Origin of the sequence: Streptomyces sp. Y1, from assembly GCF_041053115.1 — a bacterium.
In the GTDB taxonomy this organism is placed as follows: Bacteria; Actinomycetota; Actinomycetes; order Streptomycetales; family Streptomycetaceae; genus Kitasatospora; species Kitasatospora rubellomurina.
On record NZ_CP163445.1, the window covers coordinates 7,626,493 to 7,650,098 of the forward strand.

Consider the following 23,606-nt stretch of genomic DNA (forward strand, 5'->3'; position numbering starts at 1 on the left):
AACTCGTGGGCGGCGGTGTCGCCGCGGGGGTGGCCGCCGGTGGCGCGGGGCGCGCCCGGCAGGCCGCGAGGTGGTGACGCGGAGGTGGTTACGCGGTGGGCCAGAACGGCATCGCGGGCGTGTCCGCGAACACCGTCCCGAGCGCGGACAGCACGCCGGCGGTGCCGGTGGCGAGGTCCATCGAGAGCCGGAGCAACTGCTCGCCGGGGAAGGCGGGGTGGCCCCGGTAGGGGATGGCGTGCCAGGCGAGCCGCCGGACGTGGCGCCGGATCACCGCCGCGTGGGCCGTCCCGTCGCCCTGGGCCTGCCGGAGCAGGGCGATCAGGCCGGCGCGTCCGTTGAACAGGCCGGACTGGACGATGAACTCGGGCTCGGCGGCGCCGCGGATCTGCTCCAGGCGCTCGGCCAGCGCGGCGTCCGGGCGGCGGCGCAGGTAGCTGTCGAGGACGGCGGCGATGCCGGCGCTGCCGGACTCCAGGTAGGGCAGCACGCGGGTGCCGTCGTCGACCTGGAGGGTGCCGTCCTCGGCCACCACGCAGCGGGCCAGGTCGAGGTCGAGGGCCCGGCGGGCGAGGTCGAGGAGGGCGGCGTCGCCGGAGTCCTCGTGCAGGTGGAGCAGCAGCAGGGCGGCGCCGGTGGGGCCGTGCATCAGGCCGGTCCGGGCTCCGGCGGGCGGCGCGGCGCCGTCCGGCCGGTCGAGGCGCAGCCGGGCGACGGCGCGTTCGGCGGCGTCCACGGCGGCCTCGCGCAGGGCGCGGTCGCCGGTGGCGCGGGCGAAGTGCCGCAGGGTCAGGCCGACTCCGGCCAGGCCGCCGGCCAGGTCGGGGCCGAGGCCGTCGAGGTCGTCCTTGCCGAGGCGTTCCAGCAGGTCGAGCGCCTCGGTACGGCGCCCGAGCAGGTCGAGGACGTACGCGACGCCGTGCGCGCCGAGGAACAGGCCGGGCCGGCAGGGTTCCCGGTTCACCGCGTCGAGCAGCCAGCCGACGTGGTCGGGGTCAATGGCGGCGCCGGTGGTGTGCAGGGCCCACAGGACGCCGGCCGCGCCGTAGGACAGGCCGAGCCCGTCGTGGGTGAACTGGCCGGGGTCCCCGGGGAAGAGCCGGTCGGCGCGCTCCGGGGTCGCGCTCGCCGTGATGGCGGCGGTGAGCTCCTCGCGCAGCCGGGGCCAGGCGGCGGGCTCGCCGCTCAGCAGCTCCTGGAACGCGCGGTCCGTCTCCTCGGTGGTGCTGGTGGCGGTCGGCGGGGTCGGCACGGCGGGGGCCGGGGGGTCGGGCAGCACCTGCGGGGAGAGCGCGAACCGTTGGCGCGCGGCGCGGACGAGCGTGCCGGCCTTCCCGGGGCTGAGCACGGTCAGCGGCATGAGCGGCAGGAAGAGCCAGAGCCGCAGCGCGGCCAGCGCGTGCTCGTCGACCTGGAAGCCGGTCAGCCCGGCGGGGGCGGCGAAGCCCGCGGCGCCGAGCGCCGGGCGGACGAACTCGTCGACGGGCGAGGCGAGTTCGAAGTCGACGAAGGTGACGCCACCGTCCGGCCGGACGATCAGGTTGCGCGGGTGGAGGTCGCCGAACACGATGCCGCGCTCGTGGATCGCCCGCAGGCCCTCGGTCACGCCGTCGAGGATGCGCAGCGCCTTCGCCCGGTAGTCGGCGACGGCGGCGTCGTCCGTGTGCGGGTGCACCAGCGGGTAGTTGAGCCCGAACCAGCGGTGCAGCGGCTCGCCCTCGACGAACTCCTGGACCAGGAAGTGGTGTTCCCACGCGGTGAGGTAGCCGAGTGCTTCCGGTACGGCGGCCAGGCCGCTCAGCCGTTGCAGGATCTCGTGCTCGCGGCCGAGGCGCTGGACGGCGTCGTCGGCGCGCTGGTCCAGGCCGGCGTACGGCCGGGCCTCCTTGAGCACGACCTGCGGGCCGCCGCCGGCGGGCCGGCCGAGGTAGATGCCGCCGCCGTTGGAGAAGTGCAGGGCGCGTTCCACCGTGTACGGGAAGTCGCCCATGCTGTTCCGCGCGGAGTCGGCGAGGGCCTGGGTGAGGACGGCGGGCACCGGCGCCCAGTCGGGCACCTCGAAGACGGCGCGCCGGACGTCCGGGCGCAGCGCGCCGGAGGGTTCGCGGAAGGCGAGGACCAGTTCACCGGTCTCGGTGCGGCAGAACTGCTCGACGAACCCGCCGTACCGCAGGTACAGCGGCCCCTCGCGCCAGCGCAGGTCGCTGAGGATGTACGGCCCGGGCTCGCCGCCGAGGGCGGAGTCGAGGTCGACCAGACATCGCTCCAGCTCCTGGTCGCCGACCGGGTAGAGCGTCATGAACTTCCCGCTGGAACCGCGCGAGGCGTACTTGGCGTTCTGCGTCTGGACGAGGGAGGGGCTGCGCAGGAACTTGAACGCGACGCGGTGCTCGAAGCAGTAGTTCCGGACGGTGTCCAGGATCCGCGGGGCGTTGTCCATGCGGGCCGAGACGTGCACCTTCCAGCCCTGCTCGGGCAGTTGGAGGTCGACGGGCTGGTATCCGACCCACACCTCGCGGGTGTTGCGCGCCCAGCCGGCCGGCGCCGGCTCACCCGCGGCGGGGAACTCCTCCAGGGTGGCCCAGCGGACCGGGGAGTCGTAGAAGAGCGGATCGGCGTACGAGTAGGCCTCGTAGCGCATGTCCATCGGATTCCTCCAGGGAGCGTCGTGCAGCGTCGAGCAGCAGCGGGGGACCGCGCACCGCACCGCGGGCACGCGGCGCCGCGGGGGCGGGGAGACCTGGGAGAGGGGGGCCGCGGGTGGGCCCGGACGGGGGGCTGGTACGGGGAGCGCCCGGTGCAGGGGACGGCCTGCAACGGAAGCGCTCGGGACGGGGGGAGGCCCGGAACGTGCGGGCCGGCGGGGCGTACGGGCCTGGGTGGGAGGCCGGGGCCCGGAGGCCCGAGACCGCTTGTGGGCGGCCCGGTGGAGAGTTTGCGGTGGGCGTCGGGGCGGACGCCAGTGGATACGGGATGTTTGGCTGAATATCCCATCGGCAGATTCGTCGGGACGATTGGCATCCCCTGCGACCAGTGATGATCGCTCCGGGTGCCCGGACCGCTCCGCCGCGCTGTCGTCGCGCAGCAGGCCGTGGCGGCGGCACGCAGGTCGGGCGGCGGTGCCACCGGGCCGTCCCGCCGCCGGCCGCCCGGGGCGGTGCGGCCCGTTCCGTCACCGTCTCGTTCACCCGGACGGCGCAATCCGTTCGGCGGTGCCCGTCGGCCGCGGGAACCGCGCCCGTGGCCGGATTTCTTCCGGCGCTCACCGCGCAGTCGTCGGCGCGCCGGTCCGCCCGACCGGCGCACGCCGGGTGGCGGTCCCGGACGAGCGACCGGTACACGGAAGGTCGGCGTACCGGGTGACCTGGCCACCGGCGCCACGGGCGGGCCCTTCCGAGGGCTGCCCGGGGCCGTCCGCCGCCGCCGCGCCGGGTGCCCGGGCGGGGCCTACGATCGAAGGAACGGGCCGTCGAGCCGGGCGACTTGAGGGTTCATGGCGGGCCGGGATCGGAGTTCGCCATGGCGCCGCATTTCGATGTCAACGTGATCGTCGTCGGCAGGGACAAGTTCTCTCCGGAGAAGCTCGCGCAGGTCGACGGCTCGGTGGCGATCATGAAGGCGATCTTCGCCACCTTCGGCCCGGAGGTCGGCACGGTCCGGATGTACCACCTCAGCTCCGCCCAGGCCGGCCGGCTCGCGATCATCCGCAACTACGCGGACGCGAAGACGCTGACGAACCTGTGGTCCGTGAAAAACGACGGGATCGACCTCTTCGTGGTCCGTCAGATCACCGATCCGCACTTCACCGGACTGTCGCCGATCGGTGCAGACTGCAGCAAGAACCGTGTGAAGGGGGACAGCCCGCGTGCCCCGGTGGTCGCGATGCAGGAACTCACGGCGGAGACCGGAAACGCCTTCGCCCATGAGATCGGCCACTTCCTCGGCCTGCGCCACTGCGAGGATGACCCGCCGTCCTGTGCCGGCACCGCCAACGACTTCATGTTCGCGAGTCCGGGCCCATTCGGCGGGATCACCGCCGCGCAGGCCGCCAAGATGAAGACGCACTGCGCGGTCAAGCCGTAAGGCCCGCCGAGAGTCGAGAGCCGGTGACCGCACCATGACCGCGAACGTCGACCAGCTGATGGCCTCCAGGGACACCCTGGACCCGGCGCTGCTCTCCGCCCTCGACGACGACGACCGCACCGACCTGCTCAACCGCGCCCTCGCCGCCGACGACCCGAACCGGATGCGCGCGATGGCCTTCCTCTCCCTCACCGACCCGAGCCCGGACGGCGCGCTCGCCCAGGCGGTCGGCCGGGCGGTGACGGACAGCGACCCGTTCGTGGTGGCCGGCGCGCTCGCGCTCGCCGCGTGCCTGGGCAGCGGCGCGGTGCCGCTCGTCCAGGGCGCGGTGTCCAACGGAGAGTCACTGGTCGCGCTCTCCGCCTGGGCCACGCTCGAACAGATCGCCACGTCCGACGTCCTGGACGCCCTGCACCAGCTCGCGCCCTCGCCCGGCGACGAGGTCGGCGACCAGGCGGCCTTCGCCCTCACCGTGATCGCCCACCGGGGCGGGCAGACCGGATTCGAGCCCACCCCGCCCGCCGACAGCGACCTCCGCGCCATCCCGGCCGGCCAGGCCGCGTCCGCGATCACCCCGTCCGCCCCGGCCGACGACGACTTCGCCCTGCTCACCCGGCTGACGGCGGGCGAGCTGTACCTGATCAGCCCCGAGCAGCGCGCGACCGTCGCGATCGACTGCGGCGAGCACCTGCTGCTCGCCCTCGACCCCGCCTTCCTGGACGGCCTGCCGAACTCCGTCCTGCAGGCACCGGCACTGGCCGGCCTGGTCGCGGACCTGGACCGGAGCGGGACGTCGTACGGCGTCCGGCACCTGGTGCTCACCTGGCCGGACGGGTCGAACGGCGCCCACGTCCTGCTCTGCGACCCCGGCGGCACCCCGGCCTACTACGGGCACCCGGCCGAGTCGGACTTCAGCGACGGGACCGCCACCTTCGCGCTCTCCGCCGTCGACCGGCCCGGCGCCGGCCCGATCGCGGTCACGGTGACGGCCGCGACGAGCGGCGTGAGCCTCGGCGGCGACCTCCAGGTCAGCGACGAGATCGTGACCGACCGCCAGGACCCCACCCTCGACGACGACGGCAGCGGCGCGGTCGCCTGAGCCGTTCGCGGGGCGGCGTTACGCGGTGGCCCCGGCCAGGAAGCGGGTCAGGCACTCCGTCACCAGGCGGTGGTCCGCCAGCTGCGGCAGCCCGGAGACGGTGACCGTTCCCACCATGCCCGTCCCCCGCACCAGCAGCGGGAAGGAACCGCCGTGCGCGGCGTAGTGCGCCGGGTCGAGGTCGAAGGCCCGCCCCTTGGCCCGGTAGCGCTCGCCCACCAGGTACGAGGCCTCGCCGAACCGGCGGACCACGGCCGCCTTGCGGCGGATCCAGTCGTCGTTGTCCGGGCTCGTCCCGGGCAGCGCCGCGTGGAAGGCCTGCTGCTCGCCGTGCCGGATGTCGACCGTCACCGCCAGCGCCCGCTCGCGGGCCACCGCGACGATCAGCGAGCCGAGCCGCCAGGTGTCGTCCAGGTCGGCCGAGGGGAGCTGCAATTCGCGGTGCTGGCGCTCCAGTTCGGCGATGTCGGGGGCTGCGGCGCGGTCCGGCCCCGGCACGCCGGTCACAGCTGCACCGCCGCTCCGGTCCGGGCGGAGCGCTGCGCCGCCTCCAGGACGCGCAGCGCCTCGACGGCGTCGCCGGCCTCGACCGGGGCCGGGCCCCGGCCGTGCAGCGCCCGGACCAGGCCCGCGTAGTAGTCCTGGTACGCGCCGGGCAGGGTGGGCAGCGGCTCGGCGGTGTCCCCGGCCCGCAGCGCGCCCCAGCGCTGGGGCGGGACGACGCCCCAGTCCGGATCGGCCGGGGTGCGGCCCGCCCGCAGCGCGTCCTCCTGGCCGTCCAGGCCGTGGGTGACGTACGCGCCCTGCGAGCCCAGCACCCGGAAGCGCGGGCCGAGGTCGCCTGCGGTCGCGCTCAGCCACAGGTGCGAGCGGGTGCCGTCGGCGTGGGTGAGGGCGACGAAGCTGTCGTCGTCGGCCTCGGCGCCGTCGCGGCGCACGTCCAGCTCGGCGTACACCCGGGTGGCCGGGCCGAAGAGGACGAGCGCCTGGTCGACCAGGTGCGAGCCGAGGTCGTAGAGCACGCCACCGGCCTCGGCCGGGTCGCCCAGCTCGCGCCAGCCGCCCTTGAGTCGGGGGCGCCACCGCTCGAAGCGGGACTCGAAGCGGTGCACCCGGCCCAGCCGCCCCGAGCCGACCAGCTGCCGTACGGTGCGGAAGTCGCCGTCCCAGCGCCGGTTCTGGAACACGCTGAGCAGCAGACCCCGCTCCTCGGCCAGCCGGACCAGCTGCTCGCCCTCGGCGGCGGTGGCGGCCAGCGGCTTGTCGACCACGACGGGAAGGCCGGCCCGCAGGGCGGTGGCGGCCAGCGGGACGTGGGTGCGGTTGGGGGAGGCGACCACCACCAGGTCCAGGCCCAGGTCGGGGGCCGCCGCCCACAGTGCGTCCGTGTCCGGGAGCAGCGCGGCTCCCGGGTGCTGCCGGGCGGCCCGGGCCCGGCGGCCGGCGTCGGCGGTCACGACGGCGGCGAGGCGCAGGCCCGGGGTGGTGCTGATCAGGGGCGCGTGGAACACCGCGCCGGCGATGCCGTAGCCGATGAGTCCGACGTTGAGCTGCGGAGAGTCCATGCCCCTAGTTAAACAACAGCGTGGATTAACTGGCAAGCCCGCGGAGATCGACAAGCTCGCATAATCGAGACGTGACGACCGACCCCGCCGCCCCGCTTCCCGGCCCCGCCCCGCTTCCCGGCCCCGCCCAACTCGCCGCCTCCGCCGCCCCGCTGTCCGACCCGGCGCTGAACCTCGCGCTGGTCCGCGACCGCAACGACGCCGCCGTCCTGCGCGCCGTCCGCGCCCGCGCCGGGAACGGGATCAGCCGGGTCGAACTGGCCGTGCAGACCGGTCTCACCGCCCAGGCCATCAGCAAGATCACCGCCCGCCTGCTCGCCGAGGGCCTGCTCACCGAAGCCGGCCGCGAACGCGTCGCCGGCCAGACGGGCAAGCCCCGTACCCTGCTGCGCCTCGTCCCGCAGGCGCGCTTCGCCCTCGGCGCCCAGATCGGGCGGCGCGAACTGCGCCTGCTCCGGGTCGACCTCACCGGGGCCGTCACCGCGGAGGTCCGGGAGGACGTCGACCCGGGGAGTGACCCCGGCCCGGTCCTCGACCGGCTCGCCGCCCTGGTCCACGAGCTGGCCGCCGGCCCCGCCGCCGGGAACGTCCTGGGCCTCGGCGTCGCCTGTCGCGGCCCCCTCGACGCCCGGGACGGCGTCCTCCACCGGGTCACCGGCATGCCCGGCTGGCACGGCCTGCCCCTGCGCGACGAGATGCGGGCCCGCACCGGGCTGCCCGTCATCGTCGAGAAGGACTCCACCGCCGGCGTCCTGAGCCGGCTCGGCCCGGACAGCCGGGCCTTCGTCTACCTCGGCGACGGCGTCGGCGCGGGCCTGGTCCTGGACGGCCGCGTCCACCGCGGCGCCCGCACCAACGCCGGCGAGTTCGGCCACCAGTGCATCGACCCCGCCGGCCCGCCCTGCGCCTGCGGCGCGCACGGCTGCCTGGAGGCCGTCTGCCTCGCCGCCCTGCGCGCCGGGCGCCCGGACGAGGCCGCCCGGGCCCTCGGCATCGGCGTCGCCAACCTGGTCCGGCTCCTCGACGTCGAGGAGGTCAGCCTCGGCGGCACGACCTTCCTCGACGACCCCGAGCCCTTCGAGGCCGCCATCCGCGCCGAACTCGCCGCGCGCCTGCCCGACCCGCACTGGCAGCGCGTCACCCTCACCCGCGCCCCGCGCCTGGCCATCCCCCAGGGCGCCGCCGCGCTCGCCCTCGGTCGTCTCTTCCTTTAGGCGAGTTGTTCCGAAGGTCAGGTCAGCTGCTTGTGCATGACGATGCAGGGGCGGCCGTGCTGTCTGTCGGCACGACGGTCGATCTCCTGCCAGCCCAGTGAGCTCCAGAAGGCGAGGGCGGCGGGGTTGTTCTCCAGGACGGCGAGCCGGATGCCGTCCCGGCCCTCGCTGCGGAACCGCTCCTCGACCAGGTTGGCCAGCAATCGGCCGATGCCCTTGCGGTGAGAGTTGCCGTGCACCATCAGCAGCCCGATCCAGGGCTGGCCATCTGTTGGGTGACGGTCAAGCAGGCACAGGAGCCCGACGAGTTGCCTGCGCGCATCCCGGGCGAGCAGTACCTCGCAGCCCTCGGTACCGGATTCCTCCCGCAGATCGGCTTCGACGCGGTCTGCCCGGATGTCCTCGGGGTCGTACTCGCCGGCGGCTCGGCAGTACTCCGGGTTGCTCGTGTAGAGGTCGACCACCTCAGCGATCTCCTGCGGAGAGAAGCGAAGCGGTGAAAAGGAGAGAGCAGCCATGCAGGCAGCGTAGTCAGCCCTGCCGGCGTGGCTGACCACGAGGGCGGAACATCCCGGATCAGGGTGTGACGGACATCGAGGCCCTGGCGAACCCGAAGCTGGACGAGCGCGGGGTGCCCTGGCGTTGCGGCAGCTCGCTCCCCAGGAGTGGATGCCTGCCGGGGCTCCGTTGTGGACCAGGGGGTCACCCTGGTCACCCGGGCAGGCATCCGTGACTCCGTCACCATCCTCAACCGCGGAGCGCAGCGCCAACCGGAACAGGCCCCGCCGGCCCCATCGCGCCCGTCAGGCCGGGGCGGCGGCCCCCGCGAGGATGGCGTCGAGCAGGCCCGGAAAGCGGGCGTCCAGGTCGGCGCGGCGCAGGCTGACGAAGCGGTTGCGGCCGGCGACGCGGGTGGAGGTGACGCCGGCCTCGCGCAGCACCCGCATGTGGTGGGAGACGGTCGACTTGTGCAGGTGGTCCAGTCCCAAGTCCCTTGGGGCGCAGGAGTGTTCGGCGTCGTCGGCGTAGCTGAGCAGCAGCCGCATGCGGACCGGGTCGCCGAGCGCGTGCAGGACGGTGACGAGGTCGATGTCGGCGGTGGTGGGCTGGGGGAGCCGGTCGACGGCGGTCATGGTTTCGGCGCTCCGGATCTCGGGTGGCTGGCGACAGCGGGACGGGAATGGTTTGACAATCATCCACCAATCCTCGATTGTTTGGCGAGCATCAAACCGTTGCATGTTCGTCCAACAATCCTCGGGGGGATTCCCGTGCCCGTACGCCTGCTCCTGCTCGCCCTCGGCACCTTCGCCGTGGGCACCGACTCGATGGTCATCGCCGGCATCCTCGGCCCGGTCTCCACCGACCTCGGGGTGTCGGTCGGCGTCGCCGGCCAGCTGGTCACCGTCTTCGCGCTCGGCTACGCCCTGCTCGCCCCGCCGCTGGCCGCCGCCACCGCCCGCTGGCCGCGTCGGACCCTGCTGCTGACCGCCCTCGCCGTCTTCAGCGCCGCCAACGCGCTCAGCGCCCTCGCCCCGACCTACCCGCTGCTGCTCGCCACCCGGGTCCTCGCCGCCGCCGGCGCCGCCCTGTACACGCCGACCGCCAACGCGGTGGCCACCACCCTGGTCGCCCCCGAGCGGCGCGGCCGGGCGCTCGCCACCGTGCTCGGCGGCATGACGGTCGCCACCGCCCTCGGCGTGCCGGTGGGCACCTGGGTCGGACGCACCGACTGGCGGCTGACGATGTGGCTGGTCACCGCGCTCGGCCTGGCCGCGTTCGCCGGACTCGCCGTCCTGCTGCGCGACCTGCCCGCCCCCGCCGCCGCCCCCACCCTGAAGGCCCGCCTCGCCCCGCTCGGCCGGCGCCAGGTGCTCGGCGCGGCCGCCACCACCCTGGTCTTCTTCCTCGCCTTCCAGTGCGTCTACATCTACCTGGCCACCGCCGTCGCGCCCGCCACCGGCGGTGACGCCGACCGGCTGAGCCTGATCCTGTTCACCACCGGCGTGATGTCGGTCCTCGGCAGCTGGCTCGGCGGCCGCCTGGTCGACCGCCTCGGCGTGCGCACCGTGCTGCTCGTCGGCTCGACGGTGGCCGCGGCCGCCTTCGCCGCCCTGCCCTGGCTGGGCCGCAGCATGCCCGGCTCGCTGGTGTACGCGATGGTGGTGCCGCTGGCCGGCTGGGCGGTGTCGATCGCCCTGCCGCACCGGCTGGCCTCGATCGACCCGGCGAACGCGCCGCTGCTGATCTCGCTGAACAGCAGTGCGCTCTACCTGGGCACGGCGGCCGGGGGAGCGGCGGGCTCGGCGGCGATGGCGGTGCTGGGCACCCGGTGGTTCCCGCTGGCGGCGGCGGTGCTGGCGCTCGTCGCCTGCGCGACGGCCGCGGCCACCACCCGCGACCGGCGCGCGGCCGCCGTAGCCCCTGCCGCCCCGGCTCCGGCCGCTGCCCAGGCTCCGGCCACCGCCCGGGTCTGACGCCCCACGGGCCCCGCTCCCGCGCCGTGGTGAGCGCCCGTCAGGTCGGTCATGCGCACCCGAACGTCGTCGCCGCAGGCATAGGCTGCCGGTGTTGCCGAACGCAACACCGGCTCCACCTCGACCACTTCGTCACGAAGCAAAGGCTGGATCCCATGAGCGTCGACGAACCCACCGAACTCACCGAGCGCGTCCGGAAGGCCGTCGCCGACCCGCTGACCCGGGACGACGGCTTCGACATCCACCAGGCCCTGCGCGAGGTCCTCGCCCCGGCCGGCCTGCGCCCCGAGGACAGCGGCGGGACGGTCACCTTCCTCGGCAGCGACCCGATCGTCCCGAGCATCATGCGCCTCGGCGGCGCCGCCGCGCTCGGCATCACGGCCAAGTCCGTCGCCCTCGCCGCGCTCTGGCGCCACCGCACCGGCGAGGGCCAGGACGTCACGATGGACCTGCGCAAGGCCCCGCACCGGCTGTGCCCCTTCTACGACCGGACGTGGGAGCTGCTGAACGGCCACCCCGGCGGCATGCCCTCCGATCCGGACAGCCCGCTGGGCTTCGAGTTCTACCGGGCGCGCGACGGCCGCTGGATGATGCCGCTCAACCCGTACCCGAAGATCAGGAACGCTGCCTACCGGCTGCTCCGCACCTGGCCGGAGAAGCAGGCCGTCGCCGACGCCGTCGCCCGGTGGGACGCCGCCGACCTGGAGCGGGCCGGCGCCGAACTCGGCGTCGTCATGCCGATGTTGCGCACCACCGAGGACTTCCTGCGCGAGCCCGCGTACGAGTTCCTCGCCCGGGACCCGCTGATCAGGATCGAGAAGATCGGCGACAGCGAGCCCGAACCCCTGCCCGCCGGCGTTGCTCAGCCGCTCTCGGGCATCCGCGCACTCGGCATGGGCCACGTCATCGCGGGCGCCGGCATCGGCCGCGACCTCGCGTACCACGGCGCGGACGTGCTGAACCTCTGGCGGCCCGACGAGCTGGAGCTCGACGTCGCGTACAACTCCGCCAACGTGGGCGTCCGTTCCAGCACCGTCGACCCCTACGGCCCCGAAGGGCGGGCGAGGATCCGCGAACTGCTGAGCAGCGCCGACGTGTTCTACGCCAACCGCCGCCCCGGCTACCTGGAGAGGATCGGCCTGAGCGCGGAGCAGGCCGCCGCCGTGCGCCCCGGCATCGTCCACGTCCGGCTCTCGCTCGCCGGCGAGAGCGGCCCGTGGGCCGGGCGGGTCGGCTTCGACCAGGTCGCCGGTGCGCTCACCGGCATCATGCTGATGGAGGGCCCGGACGGTGTCGCGGCCGGACCGACCAGCACCCCCGCCATGCCCCACATCGGCGTCGTCAACGACTACCTGCTGTCCTGGCTCGCCACCACCGGCGCCGTCGCCGCGCTCCTGCGCCGGGCCACCGAGGGCGGCAGCTACCGCGTCACCCTCAACCTCACCCGGGTCGCGGTCTGGATCCTCAGCCTCGGCGTCTTCGACCGCGACTACGCCCACGCGACCGCCCTCGCCCGCGACTCCGAATCCCCGCACGCCTACCTCGACCCGGACACCTTCACGGCCACCACCCCCTGCGGCCACTACCAGGGCGTCACCGACCAGGTGGCCATGTCCAGGACCCCCGGCCGCTTCCGCACCGTCCTCGTCCCGCGCGGCAGCAGCACCCCCTGCTGGCTCCCGCGCCACGGCTGACCGGCCGGAGCGGCCGCCGTCGACCCTCGTGCCGACGGCGGCCGCGCTCAGGCGGTGCGCCGGATCACGGGGTGGCGACGATGAGGACGCAGCCGCTCCCGCCGGCGGTCCCGTCCGCGCCGTTCTGCCCCGGATTCGATACTCCCCGACCGCCGTTGCCGCCGTTGCCACCACTACCGGCGTTGCCGGTGCCGGCGGGACAGGCGCTGCTGGCGGCGGCAGGCAGGGTGATGGTTCCGCCGGCGCTGCCGGTCTGACTGTCGGTGACCGTGCCGCCGGAGCCGCCCCTGTAGACGGCGGGAGTGGCGGACACACCGGTGGCGGTGGCCGCGCAGACCGGGTCGGTGCCCGCCTGGCCGCCGGTGGCCCGGGCGAAGCCGCCCGTTCCGCCGGCTCCGCCGCCCTGGCCGGCCGGGCTGCCGGCGGTTCCGGTACCGCCGGCAGGCCGGTTGGCGGAGCCGTGGCCGCCGGCACCGCCGCCCCCGCCGGGCGCGAGCACCTCGACGCCGCCGGGCCCGGTCACGGACGCGGCCTGGCCGCCGTTGCCGCCGCGGCCGGGGTTGCCGGCGCTGAGTTCGCCGCCGGAGCCGCCGAAGCCGGCCGCCCCGCCGGGTGTCGCGAAGGGCACCGCGACATCCAGGACGGTGCCCGCCCGGAGCCCGGTGAACGTACAGGTGAGGGCGGCCGCCGCGCCGCCGCCGGTGCCGCCCTGGCCGCCGGCGCCGTCGCCGTAGATGCTGCTGGCGCCCTGACCGCCGCCACCGCCCCCGCCGCTGCCCGCGGCGCCGACGGCCGTGACGGTCAGCGTGCCGGTGTTGGCGGGGACGGTGTACTGGGCGAGGCCGGGGGCGCAGACGGAGGTGGAGCCGGTGGGAGGACAGGACACGACGGGAGTGATCAGGACGCAGCCCGACCCGCCGTCGCCGACTCCGAGGCCACCCGGGAAGCCCAGGCCGCTTTGGCCTCCTTGGCCGCCGAACCCGGCCCCGTGGCACCAGTCGGGAGAGATCGTCCCGCCCGTGCCGCCCTCAAGGCCGGGCCGCCCGGCGCTGCTGGTGGCGGCCGGGCCGTTGACGGCCGTCAGCCCGTTGCCGGACGCGGTGCAGGTCGGTGAGCTGCCCGGCCGGCCGCCGGCCTCCTCCGGATTGCCGTTGGCCGTGCCGCCCGCACCGCCGCCGCTGCCTCCGCCGGCGCCGCCGTCGATACCGCCGAACTCGTCCACGCTGCCGGCACCCCCTCCGCCACCGGCGGCGGAGACGGCCAGACCGGAGGCGGTGACGGAGGCGGCCCCGCCGCCGGCGGCGGCCAGGACCTGCGAGTTCTCCTGCAGGGCGCCCGCACTGCCCCCGGTGGGCACCGTCACCGCCAGCACCGTGCCCGGCGCCAGGCCGGTGACGGTGCAGGCGATCGCAGCACCGGCGCCGCCCCCGGCACCGAGAGTCCCGCCGCCCGCGCCGCCGCCCCCGCCGACCACGGTGAGGCGGACCTGCAGGACGTTCGGCGGCACGGTGTAGCGGTAGGAGCCCGGGGTGTCGCAGACCGTCGTACCGTTCTGCACCGCACACGTGTCGGCAGCCACAGACGCAGCCGCCGCAGGCACGGCCGCGCCCGCAGCGCCCGCCGCGGGCAGCGGCAGCACCGCGCCACCGCTCAGCGCCAGGGCACCCACGGACGCGAGCGCGCCCAGCAGACGGCGCCGTCGACCTTCTCTTCTGCTCTCCCCCGGAATCCGTCGTCCTGGCACGCGGCCTCGACCTCCCATGTGTGTCGTCGCAGGTGGGAGCGCAGCGGACTCGAACCCGTGCGCACACAGAAAGTGTCAACACGGACACACTGGGTGCGCAACGGCAGTCCGCCGCCGCGCCTGGACGGCCGCTACCGCCGGAGGAGTTCGCAGAAGCGGTCCAGGGCCAGGTCGGTGCGGTGGCGGTCGCCGGTGGTGGTGAGGTCGAACAGCAGGCCCCGGATGACGGCCATGACCAGGGTGGGGGTGACGGTGTCGTCGGGGCCGGTGCCGACCTCGCGGAAGGCGGCGCCGAGGGTGGGGAACCAGCCCGTGATGGCCTCGGCCTGGTCCGGGTAGTTCTCGGGGTGGGTGAGCCCGTCGGCGTGCACCTCGAAGAACAGCCGGACGAACGGGGCGCGCTCGGGCGCGCTCATCCACGCCCAGATGCCGCGCAGGTACTCCTCCGGGGAGGCCGCTCGGGCCGGGAGGTGCTCGGCCAGCCGGACCGCGCCGCGGCGGCGGGCCTCGGCGAGGACGGCCGCCACCAACTCCTGCTTGCTGCCGAAGTCGTACAGCAGCATCCGGGGGCTGGTGCCGAGGGCCTCGGCGAGCGGGCGCAGGCTCAGCCCGGTCAGGCCGTGCGCCAGGACGTAGTCGGTGGCCCGGGCCAGCGTGGCCTCCCGCCGGGCGGGGTCCGGGGGTCGCCCCATGGTCGATCGTCCTCTCCGGCTCGCGGATGTGAGCGGGCATCAGTATATGGTACGACTGTTTCAAGAACGGGAGGGAGACTGTCATGCACGCACTCGACCGCACGCTCGACCGCGCACTCGACCGCGCACTCGTCCTGGGCGCCGGAGGTTCGGTCGGCACGGCCTGGACGGCCGGGCTCGCCGGCGGGCTGCGCCGAGCCGGGGTGGACCTCGGGGAGGCCGACCTGTTCGTCGGCACCTCGGCCGGCGCGATCACCGCCGCCCTGCTGGCCACCGGCCAGGACCCCGACCGGCTCGCCACTCCGGTGCGCCCCACCGGCCCCGGCGCCGGCCGCCCCCAGGTGGACGGGCGGCGCCTCGGCGAGGCGTTCGCCGTGCTGGGGAACGCCGCTGACGACCCGGACGGCGCGCGGCGCCGGGTGGGGCGGATCGCGCTCGCCGCCGAGACCGGCCCCGAGGAGGCGCACATCGCCCGGATGCGCGGCATGGTCGGCGCCGACCACTGGCCGGACCGGCGGCTGCTCATCCCCGCGACGGACGCCGAGACCGGCGAGCAGAGGGTCTTCGACCGGGCGAGCGGCGCCCCCCTGCCCGCCGCCGTGGCCGCCGCCACCGCCTTCCCCGGCATCTACCCGCCGATCACCGTCGACGGCCGCCGGTACCTGGACGGCTCCCTGCACTCGGCGACCAACGCCGCACTCGCGGCCGGGGCCCGGGTGCTCGTCGTGATCGACCCCCAGGCGCACCTGTTCCCCCGCGAACTGCTCGACCGGGAGCTGGCGGTGGCCGCGGCGCACACCGTACTGACCGTCGAGCCCGACCCGGCGGCGCTGCGCGCCTTCGGCCCGGACCTGAACGACCGGACGGCCTGGGAGCCGTCCTACCGGGAGGGCCTGCGTCAGGGCGCCGAGGCCGCCGAACGCCTCCGCCCCGCCTGGACGGCGGGAGCCGGCCCGCACCGAGCGGGCGTCAGGGCCGGCGCGCCTCGATGAGGAAGCGGGCCGAGTGGGCGACGAACGGCCCCTCGGCCCGGATCAGCGCGTCGAGCTCGCGCAGGCGCTCGCGGTGGGCGTCGACGGTGAAGCCCGGCACCATCCAGATCACCTTGCGCAGGAAGTAGACCACCGCGCCGATGTCGCGGAACTCGATCCGCAGCCGCTCGGAGCGCAGGTCCACCACCTCCAGCCCGGCGGCCCGGGCCTCCTCCACGGCGGCCTCCGGGCGCCGGCCGAGGCGGGCTTGCGGCTGCGGGCCGAGGAAGTACTCGACCAGTTCGAACACCGAGGCCGGGCCGACGTGCTGTGCGACGTAGCTGCCGCCGGGGCGCAGCACGCGGGCGATCTCCGGCCACCACACGGTGACCGGGTGTCGGCTGGTCACCAGGTCGAAGGAGCGGTCGGCGAAGGGCAGCGGCGGTTCGTCGGGATCGGCCACGACGACCGCGCCGAGCGGGTGCAGCAGGGCGGCGGCGCGGGCGACGTTGGGCGGCCAGGCCTCGGTGGCGACCATCGTCCGGGGGAAGCGGTCGGCCACCCCGGCCAGCACCTCGCCGCCCCCGGTCTGCACGTCGAGCGCCGCCGAGGCCCGGGCCAGCCGCTCGCCCAGCAGCCGCTGGTACCCCCAGGACGGGCGCTGCTCGGTGGCCCGGCCGTCCAGCCAGGAGAAGTCCCACCCGTCGACCGGGGCCGCGGCCGCCTCGTCCACCAGGTCCTCGAACGTGCGCTTCATGCGGACCATCCTGTCCCGCCCGCCGCCGGGATGCCACGCGATGACGCCCCGGACCCCGCGGCGGGCGGAGGGTTCAGAGCCAGCCCCTGTGCGCGGCCTTGATCCCGGCCTCGAAGCGGCTGCTGGCGCCGAGGCGTTCCATGATCGACGACATGTGGCGGCCGACGGTGCGCGAGGAGACGCCCAGGCGCTGGCCGGCGGCGTCGTCGGTGAGGCCGGAGCCGAGCAGGCGCAGCAGTTCGCGCTCGGTGGCGGTAAGGCCGGTGCGGGGGTCCTCGGGCTGGGCGGCGCCGAGCGGGACGGCGGTGCTCCAGGCCTGGTCGAAGAGGTCGACCAGCGCGGCGAGGATGCCGGGCTCGGTGACGTAGAGGGCGCCCTTGCGGTGGTGCACGGGGTCGATCGGGACGAGTGCCTGGCTGCGGTCGATGATGACCATCCTGGGCGGGATGGTGGCGGCGGTGCGGACCTCGCCGCCCTGGCTGAGCAGCCAGTGGGCGTAGGTGGCGGCGTGCGGCTGGTTGCGGGTGGAGTCCTGGTAGAGGGTGCGGATGGCGATGCCGCGCGAGCGGGCCTCGGCGTCGGTGGCGCGGCTGGCGAGGAGGTCCTCGGGGCGCTGGTCGCCGGGCTGGCTGCCGAGGGCCTCGGTGGTGGCGCTGCGGCCCATCCGCTCCAGTCGGGCCTGGATGGCGTCCATGCCGAGCAGGCGTTCGCCGTGGGTCGTGCGGTGCTCGGCGCGATCCGCGACCAGACGCGTGACGGCCGCCCGTGAGGCCGCCAACTTGGCCTGCCGGGCGGCGAGTTCGGCTTCCTCCCGGGTGAGGATGTCGGCCAGGCCGATCTCGGGGCTGACGGCGCGCAGCTGCCCGGGGCGTTCGGCGGAGGCCCGGACCAGGGTGAGCCGGGCCAGTTCGTCGAGGTGGTCGTGCACCTGGACGGTGGTCAGCTCGCAGTGCGCGGCGATCTCGTCCACGCCGAAGGCGGGGTGGTCGAGCATGGTCTGGTACACCGCCGTCGCGCCGGCCGTCACGCCGAGTACTTCCAACATGGCATCCCCCCCGGGTCACCGGCCGCCTCCCGGATGGGCGGCCGGTCGTATCCAACCGTTGTTCGGCGATCGACTCAAGATCCGATTCGGTGCCTTCGTCACGGTCTGGGGACACATGGGTGGGGGTTCGGTGCCGATTTGGTGCCGGAAAGTGTCATGTCGTCAACACGTTGTCCGGTTCCCATCGGGCCGGGGGCGTCCGGCCGGGAAGGTGTGCCCCTTCCGCTGCCCGATCGGGCTGCGGGCGCGCCGGTGACGCGGGCCACGATCGGGGGATGGGGACCTCGGTCGAGCGGGGCCGGCAAGGGGCCGGCGAAGCCGTCCCGCACCGTCGCGGCGCGGCCCCCGGCCCCGGCGTGGCGGACGGGTCCACGGCCGTTCCCGGGCCGGCGGTGCAGGCGGTGCAGGCGGTGCCGGATCGGGCCGGGCCGTCGCCGTCCTCGCCGTCCTCGCCGTTGAGCCGGGTGACCGCGCAGCGGCTGCAACGCGCGGTGGGCAACCGCGCGGTCGCGGCGTTGGTGGCGTCCCGCCGCGCGGGGCCCGACGCCGGTCGGTCCTCCGCGCCGCCCGGTGCCCACACCGGCGAGGCGCGCCCGGAGCCGGCCGCCGCGCTGCCGGTGCAGCGCCGCGCGGCCGGCGCGCGGGCTCCCGCCGCGTCGTCGGCGAGGTTCCAGACGGTGGCGTCGGACGTGCGGAACAAGAAGAGGGCCCTCGCCGCGCATCCGCCGGCGGCGAGGACGGCGAACGCCGCGCAGGCCGCCGCGAAGCCGCCCGCCGACGACAGGGTCGCGCAGGGCAAGGCGGCGAACGCGGAGAAGATGAACGCCGCCCAGCCCGGCACCTTCGACAAGGCCGCCTTCGTGCGCGCCGTGAACGAGGCCATCAGCGCACAGGCCCCCAAGAACCTCGACGAGGCGGACAAGTTCAGCGGCTCGGGCAGGGCCGCCGCGGTGAAGGGGCACGTGCAGGGTCAGGTCGCGGACGGGAAGAAGCGGTCGGCCGCCGCCATCGAGACCACGACGAAGGCGGCGCCCGACACCTCGGCGGCCAAGGAGAAGCCGGTCACGCCGCTGGCCCCGCAACCCGCGGCCGCCAACCCCGGCGCCCCCGACGCGTCGCACGCGGTGCCGGACAAGGCCCCGCCCGCGGCGACGGACTTCTCGGCCGGGCCGAAGCAGGTCGACCAGCAGATGGCCGACGCGCAGGTCACCGAGGCGCAGCTCGCCAAGTCCAACGAACCGGCGTTCACCGCCGCGCTGAAGGACAAGAAGGCCGGCGAGCAGCACGCCGCCACCGCTCCGGGGCAGGTGCGGGCAGCCGAGGACAAGACCCTGACGACGGCGAAGGCCGCCGCCGCCACGGCTGGGGCCACCGCGATGAGCGGCCTGACCGCGGTCCGGCAGCAGACCGACACCCAGGTGCGGCAGGGCCAGGAGGACACCCGGACCGGCGACGAGAAGAAGCGGGCGGACGTCACCGCGAAGCTGCAGACGGTCTTCGACGCGACGAAGACCGAGGTCGAAGCCATCCTGTCCGGCCTCGACAAGAAGGTCGACGACGCGTTCACCGCGGGCGAGAAGGCGGCGCGGGACGCCTTCACGGCGGACCACAAGCACCGCATGGACGAGTACAAGCACAAGCGGTACTCGGGTTTCACCGGGAAGCTGAAGTGGGTCAAGGACAAGTTCGCCGGGCTGCCCGCCGAGGCCGACCAGATCTTCGTCACGGCCCGGCAGGGCTATGTGACCCGGATGCAGTCGGTGATCTCCGGGGTCGCGGACGTCATCGGCGCCGAGCTGAACCGGGCGAAGCAGCGGATCGCCACCGGCCGTCAGCAACTGCAGGCCGAGGTGCGGAAGTTGCCGGCGGACCTGCAGGCCATCGGTAAGGAGGCCGCCGGGCAGTTCGCGGGGAAGTTCGACTCCCTCACCGAGAGCGTGGACGCCAAGGGCCAGGAGCTGGTGCAGACCCTGGCGGACAAGTACAACTCCGCGCTCAAGGAGGTGGACGCGGAGATCGAGGCGGAGAAGGAGAAGAACAAGGGCCTGATCGCCAAGGCCGTCGACGCGGTCAAGGGCGTCATCACCACCATCCTCCACCTCAAGGACCTCCTGCTCGGTGTCCTCGCCAAGGCCGCGCACGCGGTGATGGCGATCCTCAAGGACCCGATCGGCTTCCTCGGCCACCTCGTCTCCGCGGTCGGCGCCGGTCTGAGGAACTTCCTCGCCAACATCGGCACCCATCTGAAGAAGGGACTCGTCGGCTGGCTGCTCGGCGCCATGTCCGGCGCCGGGCTGCAGGTGCCGGCGAAGTTCGATCTGCGCGGCATCCTGTCGATGATCGCGTCCCTGCTCGGGCTGACCTGGGGGGCGATCCGGGGCCGGATCGTCGCGAAGGGCGTACCGGAACAGGCGATGAGCGCGGTCGAATCCGGCGTGCCGCTGGTGGCGAAGCTGCAGTCCGAGGGCGTCGCGGGGGTCGAGGAGGAGATCAAGGAGCAGGTCGGCGACCTGAAGGAGAACCTCCTCGGCAAGATCTCCTCGTACCTGATCCCCACCGTGCTCATGGCCGGCATCACCTGGATCATCAGCCTGCTGAATCCCGCCAGCGCGTTCATCAAAGCCTGCAAGATGATCATCGACATCATCACGTTCATCGTCGAACGCGGCGCCCAGATCATCGAGTTCGTCAACGCCGTCCTCGACTCCGTCATCGCCATCGCGGGTGGCGGCGGCGGAGGCGTCCCCGGACTGATCGAGGGCGCCCTGGCCAAGTCCATCCCCGTGCTGATCGGCGCCCTCGCCGCGATCCTCGGCATCGGCGGCATCGCGAACAAGGTCAAGAGCTTCTTCCAGGCCCTGTCCAAACCGGTCATGAAGGCCGTCGACTGGATCGTCGGCAAGATCGTCGTGCTGGGCAAGAAGATCTGGGCCAAGCTCAAGTCCAAGATCAAGGGCGACAGGGGCGACAAGGGCAAGGCCGGGCCGGATCACGAGCGGCCGGGCGAGGGCCACACCCTGAAACCGGACTGGGAAACCGTCAACTTCTCCGCGGACGGGCATGCGCATCGGCTGTTCGTCGTGGCCTCGGGCGACAAGGCGACGCTCATGGTCGCCAGCACGGAACAGCCGGTCGCGAGCTACCTCAACCGCGTCATCGCCGACGAGAAGACCAGTCCCGAGATCAAGCAGAAGGCCAAGGACGCGCTCCAGCTGGCGACAACCGCCGGTGGTCAGGCGAACGAGATCGCGAAGCTTGCGGTCCACGTCCCCGAGAAGAAGGAAGTGGCGGCCAGGCAGAAGATGTCCAAGGAGCAGGCGGAGCTCTCCGGCGAGCAGAAACAGCTTGCCGACCTGCTCAAGGCGATCTTCGAACAGAAGAACTCCGTCGAGCCCTGGCTGGGCAAGCCCGTGGCCGACGTGCCGAAGGGACTGCTCGGCTACGACGTGCGGCCGGACAGCGGAACGTTCCTGTACGGCCAGAGCTACTCGTTCCTGCAGATTCAACGCGCAGGCGGGTTCGGATCGGCCGACGAGCGCAGTTTCCCGATGGTGCACGTCGACCAGGGCGAACTGGTGCAGAAGGGCTCGGGCATCCTGCGGGCCGACATGGAGGTCATCAAGGCGTACCGCGCCGCGATCGCCACTCACCAGAACAAGCTGACGCTCGATGAAGCGCCCGCTCTCGAGGGAGGTCCGGACGGTCTCGCGAACCAGCTCGAGAACGGCGCCAACAAGAAACGGCCGTTCAACATGGGCATCCGCAAGCAGATGGAAGCCATCGTGAACTTCCTCCAGAAGGGCGGAGACCTCACCGGCGTCGAGGTGAAGGTCGGAAAGAAGCGCATCGACTACACGGCCCGGATGAGAATCGACGGCCGGACGCAACACGTCATGATCGAGTACAAGCACGTGACCGGAAAGCTCAGCACCGAACGCCGGGCCGAGTTGGTGACCAAATTGACGGCCCAGCTCACCGGCCAAATAGAAGGCGGTCGTGGAAAGTACGCCACGCACATCATCGAATGGCCTGAGTTCGGCGGCCTCGACCCGCGTTCGCAGGCAGAGTTCCGTGCGGTCATCGAGGACGCCAGGGCAACGGGTGTGAAGATGGGCATCGACGTGAGATGGGAAGGGTGATGACCATGGATGATGCGTACGGGGCGGGCAGCGAGCTGGTTCTTCGGATGGAAGCGGCTGACGAGACCGAGAGCACCGTGCTGCGCAGAGCTGTTGCCGCGCTGGGCCGGTTCGCCGGCGAAGGCCTTCAGCCGAATGGTGACCGCAGTGCGCGCTTCCTCAACGGGGAGGGAGAGGCCGTGATGGTCGCCCTTACCCATCCTGCTTTCCCGGCACTCAATTCCTGGGTTCAGGTGAGTCTCGGCGATTTCGAGCCGGACGGCGTCGGCTCGATCTTCTTGACGGTCCACCTGGACGAGCCGGGGGACGTTCTCGCGCAGGAATGGGAGATGGCCGTCGCCCTGACCTCGCAGCTCGTGGCAGGCCTCAGCCCGAACCTGGCGCATCTGACGGCGTGGAACCTTGACGGCTACGGGCAGATCTATCCGTCCACGCGCGTTCGGCCCGGCTCCAACCTGCCGGAAGAGTTCGGACCGTGGACCTATGTCTCCGGTCAGGGGCTTGCCGACCAGGTTCGCGTTCGACTCGCGGCCCTGCCTGCGTACGCTTCCCAAGCGCTCGGGGACGGCTGGCTGGTGAGAGCCGTCGAAAATCCCGGTGACGAGCCGACCGAACAGTTCCAGGACGCGCTGATGTCACTGGACAGCGAACCGATCACCTACCTAGCGGCTCGTCTCGCCGCCGCCTGATCATCGCGCGGCGCCGGTGGGGCCCGGGCCGTGGCCCGGACCCCACCGGCGACGCGAGGTCACTCCAGCGACCCGCTCAGCAGGGCCGCCGCCGAACAGTCGGACGGAGCCGGGCCGCTGAGCGGCTGGCCGGGGCGGCCGCAGGTGACGGTGACGGTCAGCTTCTGCTTCTCGCCGACCAGGATCGGCGAGGCCCAGTGGAAGTCCTGCTCCCGGAAGTTCTCCAGCGCCGGGGCCAGCAGCGGGGTGTCGCCGACGGCGATGGTGATGGTGCCCGAGTCGCCCTGCGGGTTCTCCAGGACGAGGTCGGTCAGCCGCAGCGTCTTGCCGTCCGGCACCTGGTAGCTCTCCGCGTGGGTGGCTCCGGCCGGGGCGGTGGCCTTGAGCCGCTGGGAGAACAGCGCGGCCCCCGGGGCCGGCACCAGGCCGGTGCCCGGGCTCGCCGCCGGTCGCGGGGAACCGCTCGCCCCGCCGCCCGCCGCCTGCTGCGCGCCGGCCGCCGCCTGCTGCGCCGCCGCGGCCGCGCCCTGGGCGTCGGCGGCCTTCTGCTTCGCCTCCGAGGCCTGCGACTGGGCCGCCGTGACGGACCCGGCGACGGCGTTCTTCGCGGTGGAGCGGACGGCCGGGCGCAGCACCCCGAACCACATCCCCGCCAGCGCGCCCGCCACCACGGCCACGGCGATCGCCGTCTTCAACAGCCCCCTGGGCGCCATCGGTTGCTGGAGGTACGTGCCGTCCAGCGGGATCGGCTCGCCCTCGGCGGGCGTCACCACCACCTGGAAGGCGTGCGGCACGTCCTGCCCCCGCCACACCCGGCGGCGCGGGCGGACGTCGGACCGGACGAAGGCCGCCCGGCCCGGCTCGACCGTGGTCGCGGCGGACGGGACGGCGAAGGTGAGCGCATCGCGCCGGTCACTGCCGGCCAGGGTCACCGACACCGGCCGGTTCCCCCGGTTGTCCACGGCCACCTGGTGCCGCCCGCGCCCGCGCCCCTGCGACATCCGGGGCGTCAACTCCGCGGTCAGCCCGTCGAACGGCAGCACCTCGACGACGCCCTCGGGCACCACGGCCTCGTCCGGCCGCTCCTGCGGCAGCACCCGAACCCCGAACGCGACCGGCCCGGCCGACGTCGAACTCTCGCGCGGCGGGCGGAACTTCAGGACGACCCGGCCGGCCGTCCCGGGGTAGAGCGAGAGTGTCTCCGGATCCACGACCGTCCAGGCCCCGGCCGGGCCGAGCACCTCGAAGCGGTAGGCCTCGACGAGCTCGCCGCCGTTGCGCACCTCCAGCGAGAGTTGGGCCTCCTCCCCGGGCAGCACCGAGGCGGTGGACGGATCGAGGTGGGCCGATGTGGTGGTCATGCGCCGAGGGTAGGAAGCGGCCCGGCCGCGGTCAGGTGCCCGGCGGCCACACTTCCGGGCAGTTGTGCTGCCCGTTAAG

The 23,606-nt window shown here is 73.9% G+C and carries 18 protein-coding genes and 1 pseudogene; 8 read left to right on the forward strand and 11 right to left on the reverse strand.

Annotated features, from left to right (window positions below):
* Positions 1-88: 88 nt before the first annotated feature.
* Complete coding sequence (gene lanKC / locus AB2U05_RS33180) at positions 89-2,647, reverse strand: class III lanthionine synthetase LanKC (RefSeq protein WP_369185225.1); 2,559 nt, start codon at positions 2,645-2,647, stop codon at positions 89-91.
* Between the two features lie 872 nt (positions 2,648-3,519).
* On the opposite strand from lanKC, the gene AB2U05_RS33185 reads away from it, so the two are divergent.
* Both AB2U05_RS33185 and AB2U05_RS33190 read left to right on the forward strand, forming a co-directional pair.
* A complete protein-coding gene (locus tag AB2U05_RS33185) occupies positions 3,520-4,083 on the forward strand; it encodes a reprolysin-like metallopeptidase (RefSeq protein ID WP_369185226.1) in 564 nt (187 codons plus the stop codon).
* Between the two features lie 34 nt (positions 4,084-4,117).
* Entirely contained in the window at positions 4,118-5,182 is a 1,065-nt protein-coding gene (locus AB2U05_RS33190) for a hypothetical protein (protein ID WP_369185227.1), read from the forward strand.
* Between the two features lie 18 nt (positions 5,183-5,200).
* Here AB2U05_RS33190 and AB2U05_RS33195 read toward each other — a convergent pair whose 3' ends face one another.
* Both AB2U05_RS33195 and AB2U05_RS33200 read right to left on the reverse strand, forming a co-directional pair.
* On the reverse strand, positions 5,201-5,689 hold the full coding sequence (locus AB2U05_RS33195; RefSeq protein WP_369185228.1) for a heme-degrading domain-containing protein: 489 nt from the start codon (positions 5,687-5,689) through the stop codon (positions 5,201-5,203).
* The gene (locus AB2U05_RS33200; protein WP_369185229.1) at positions 5,686-6,747 is read right to left on the reverse strand and encodes a Gfo/Idh/MocA family oxidoreductase; all 1,062 of its coding nucleotides are present in this window, start codon (positions 6,745-6,747) and stop codon (positions 5,686-5,688) included. Before AB2U05_RS33200 ends, AB2U05_RS33195 begins: the two co-directional genes overlap by 4 nt.
* 71 nt (positions 6,748-6,818) lie before the next feature.
* Between AB2U05_RS33200 and AB2U05_RS33205 the strand changes: the two genes are divergently transcribed.
* Positions 6,819-7,961, forward strand: coding sequence for an ROK family protein (locus AB2U05_RS33205; RefSeq protein ID WP_369185230.1), 1,143 nt, complete (start codon positions 6,819-6,821; stop codon positions 7,959-7,961).
* Positions 7,962-7,978: 17 nt separating this feature from the next.
* On the opposite strand, the gene AB2U05_RS33210 is transcribed toward AB2U05_RS33205, so the two are convergent.
* The 3 genes and pseudogenes from AB2U05_RS33210 to AB2U05_RS33220 form a co-directional block, all read right to left on the reverse strand.
* Entirely contained in the window at positions 7,979-8,479 is a 501-nt protein-coding gene (locus AB2U05_RS33210) for a GNAT family N-acetyltransferase (RefSeq protein ID WP_369186035.1), read from the reverse strand.
* A 123-nt stretch (positions 8,480-8,602) separates the two neighbouring features.
* Positions 8,603-8,731 (reverse strand): annotated as a pseudogene (locus AB2U05_RS33215) (trypsin-like serine protease); the annotation flags it as partial.
* Positions 8,732-8,764: 33 nt separating this feature from the next.
* The gene (locus tag AB2U05_RS33220; protein WP_045695352.1) at positions 8,765-9,094 is read right to left on the reverse strand and encodes a helix-turn-helix transcriptional regulator; all 330 of its coding nucleotides are present in this window, start codon (positions 9,092-9,094) and stop codon (positions 8,765-8,767) included.
* Between the two features lie 135 nt (positions 9,095-9,229).
* On the opposite strand from AB2U05_RS33220, the gene AB2U05_RS33225 reads away from it, so the two are divergent.
* Positions 9,230-10,435, forward strand: a complete 1,206-nt coding sequence (locus tag AB2U05_RS33225) for an MFS transporter (RefSeq protein WP_369185231.1) — start codon at positions 9,230-9,232, stop codon at positions 10,433-10,435.
* Between the two features lie 155 nt (positions 10,436-10,590).
* Positions 10,591-12,129: a CoA transferase gene (locus tag AB2U05_RS33230; RefSeq protein WP_369185232.1), complete on the forward strand. Its 1,539-nt coding sequence runs from the start codon at positions 10,591-10,593 to the stop codon at positions 12,127-12,129.
* A gap of 64 nt (positions 12,130-12,193) precedes the next feature.
* Here AB2U05_RS33230 and AB2U05_RS33235 read toward each other — a convergent pair whose 3' ends face one another.
* Positions 12,194-13,687, reverse strand: a complete 1,494-nt coding sequence (locus AB2U05_RS33235) for a hypothetical protein (RefSeq protein ID WP_369185233.1) — start codon at positions 13,685-13,687, stop codon at positions 12,194-12,196.
* A 317-nt stretch (positions 13,688-14,004) separates the two neighbouring features.
* On the reverse strand, positions 14,005-14,565 hold the full coding sequence (locus AB2U05_RS33240) for a TetR/AcrR family transcriptional regulator (protein ID WP_045695358.1): 561 nt from the start codon (positions 14,563-14,565) through the stop codon (positions 14,005-14,007).
* An 83-nt stretch (positions 14,566-14,648) separates the two neighbouring features.
* Here AB2U05_RS33240 and AB2U05_RS33245 point away from each other — a divergent pair, with 83 nt between their 5' ends.
* Positions 14,649-15,557 carry a patatin-like phospholipase family protein gene (locus tag AB2U05_RS33245; protein WP_369185234.1) on the forward strand — a complete coding sequence of 303 codons (909 nt, stop codon included), beginning with the start codon at positions 14,649-14,651 and terminating at the stop codon, positions 15,555-15,557.
* On the opposite strand, the gene AB2U05_RS33250 is transcribed toward AB2U05_RS33245, so the two are convergent.
* A complete protein-coding gene (locus AB2U05_RS33250) occupies positions 15,535-16,293 on the reverse strand; it encodes a class I SAM-dependent methyltransferase (RefSeq protein WP_369185235.1) in 759 nt (252 codons plus the stop codon). The genes AB2U05_RS33245 and AB2U05_RS33250 overlap by 23 nt on opposite strands.
* Before the next feature lie 73 nt (positions 16,294-16,366).
* On the reverse strand, positions 16,367-17,338 hold the full coding sequence (locus AB2U05_RS33255) for a LuxR C-terminal-related transcriptional regulator (protein WP_369185236.1): 972 nt from the start codon (positions 17,336-17,338) through the stop codon (positions 16,367-16,369).
* Between the two features lie 275 nt (positions 17,339-17,613).
* Here AB2U05_RS33255 and AB2U05_RS33260 point away from each other — a divergent pair, with 275 nt between their 5' ends.
* The gene (locus tag AB2U05_RS33260) at positions 17,614-21,477 is read left to right on the forward strand and encodes a hypothetical protein (RefSeq protein ID WP_369185237.1); all 3,864 of its coding nucleotides are present in this window, start codon (positions 17,614-17,616) and stop codon (positions 21,475-21,477) included.
* 5 nt (positions 21,478-21,482) lie between these two features.
* A complete protein-coding gene (locus AB2U05_RS33265; protein WP_369185238.1) occupies positions 21,483-22,166 on the forward strand; it encodes a hypothetical protein in 684 nt (227 codons plus the stop codon).
* A 59-nt stretch (positions 22,167-22,225) separates the two neighbouring features.
* On the opposite strand, the gene AB2U05_RS33270 is transcribed toward AB2U05_RS33265, so the two are convergent.
* Positions 22,226-23,527: a hypothetical protein gene (locus tag AB2U05_RS33270; RefSeq protein ID WP_369185239.1), complete on the reverse strand. Its 1,302-nt coding sequence runs from the start codon at positions 23,525-23,527 to the stop codon at positions 22,226-22,228.
* Between the last annotated feature and the right edge of the window lie 79 nt (positions 23,528-23,606).

Excerpts from the sequence above, each read along its gene's own strand:
- lanKC (WP_369185225.1), bottom strand. The coding sequence starts at position 2,647 with ATGGACATGCGCTACGAGGCCTACTCGTACGCCGATCCGCTCTTCTAC.
- AB2U05_RS33210 (WP_369186035.1), bottom strand. The coding sequence starts at position 8,479 with ATGGCTGCTCTCTCCTTTTCACCGCTTCGCTTCTCTCCGCAGGAGATC.
- AB2U05_RS33230 (WP_369185232.1), top strand. The coding sequence starts at position 10,591 with ATGAGCGTCGACGAACCCACCGAACTCACCGAGCGCGTCCGGAAGGCC.
- AB2U05_RS33200 (WP_369185229.1), bottom strand. The coding sequence starts at position 6,747 with ATGGACTCTCCGCAGCTCAACGTCGGACTCATCGGCTACGGCATCGCC.
- AB2U05_RS33220 (WP_045695352.1), bottom strand. The coding sequence starts at position 9,094 with ATGACCGCCGTCGACCGGCTCCCCCAGCCCACCACCGCCGACATCGAC.
- AB2U05_RS33190 (WP_369185227.1), top strand. The coding sequence starts at position 4,118 with ATGACCGCGAACGTCGACCAGCTGATGGCCTCCAGGGACACCCTGGAC.
- AB2U05_RS33185 (WP_369185226.1), top strand. The coding sequence starts at position 3,520 with ATGGCGCCGCATTTCGATGTCAACGTGATCGTCGTCGGCAGGGACAAG.
- AB2U05_RS33245 (WP_369185234.1), top strand. The coding sequence starts at position 14,649 with ATGCACGCACTCGACCGCACGCTCGACCGCGCACTCGACCGCGCACTC.
- AB2U05_RS33260 (WP_369185237.1), top strand. The coding sequence starts at position 17,614 with ATGGGGACCTCGGTCGAGCGGGGCCGGCAAGGGGCCGGCGAAGCCGTC.
- AB2U05_RS33240 (WP_045695358.1), bottom strand. The coding sequence starts at position 14,565 with ATGGGGCGACCCCCGGACCCCGCCCGGCGGGAGGCCACGCTGGCCCGG.
- AB2U05_RS33270 (WP_369185239.1), bottom strand. The coding sequence starts at position 23,527 with ATGACCACCACATCGGCCCACCTCGATCCGTCCACCGCCTCGGTGCTG.
- AB2U05_RS33265 (WP_369185238.1), top strand. The coding sequence starts at position 21,483 with ATGGATGATGCGTACGGGGCGGGCAGCGAGCTGGTTCTTCGGATGGAA.
- AB2U05_RS33250 (WP_369185235.1), bottom strand. The coding sequence starts at position 16,293 with ATGAAGCGCACGTTCGAGGACCTGGTGGACGAGGCGGCCGCGGCCCCG.
- AB2U05_RS33255 (WP_369185236.1), bottom strand. The coding sequence starts at position 17,338 with ATGTTGGAAGTACTCGGCGTGACGGCCGGCGCGACGGCGGTGTACCAG.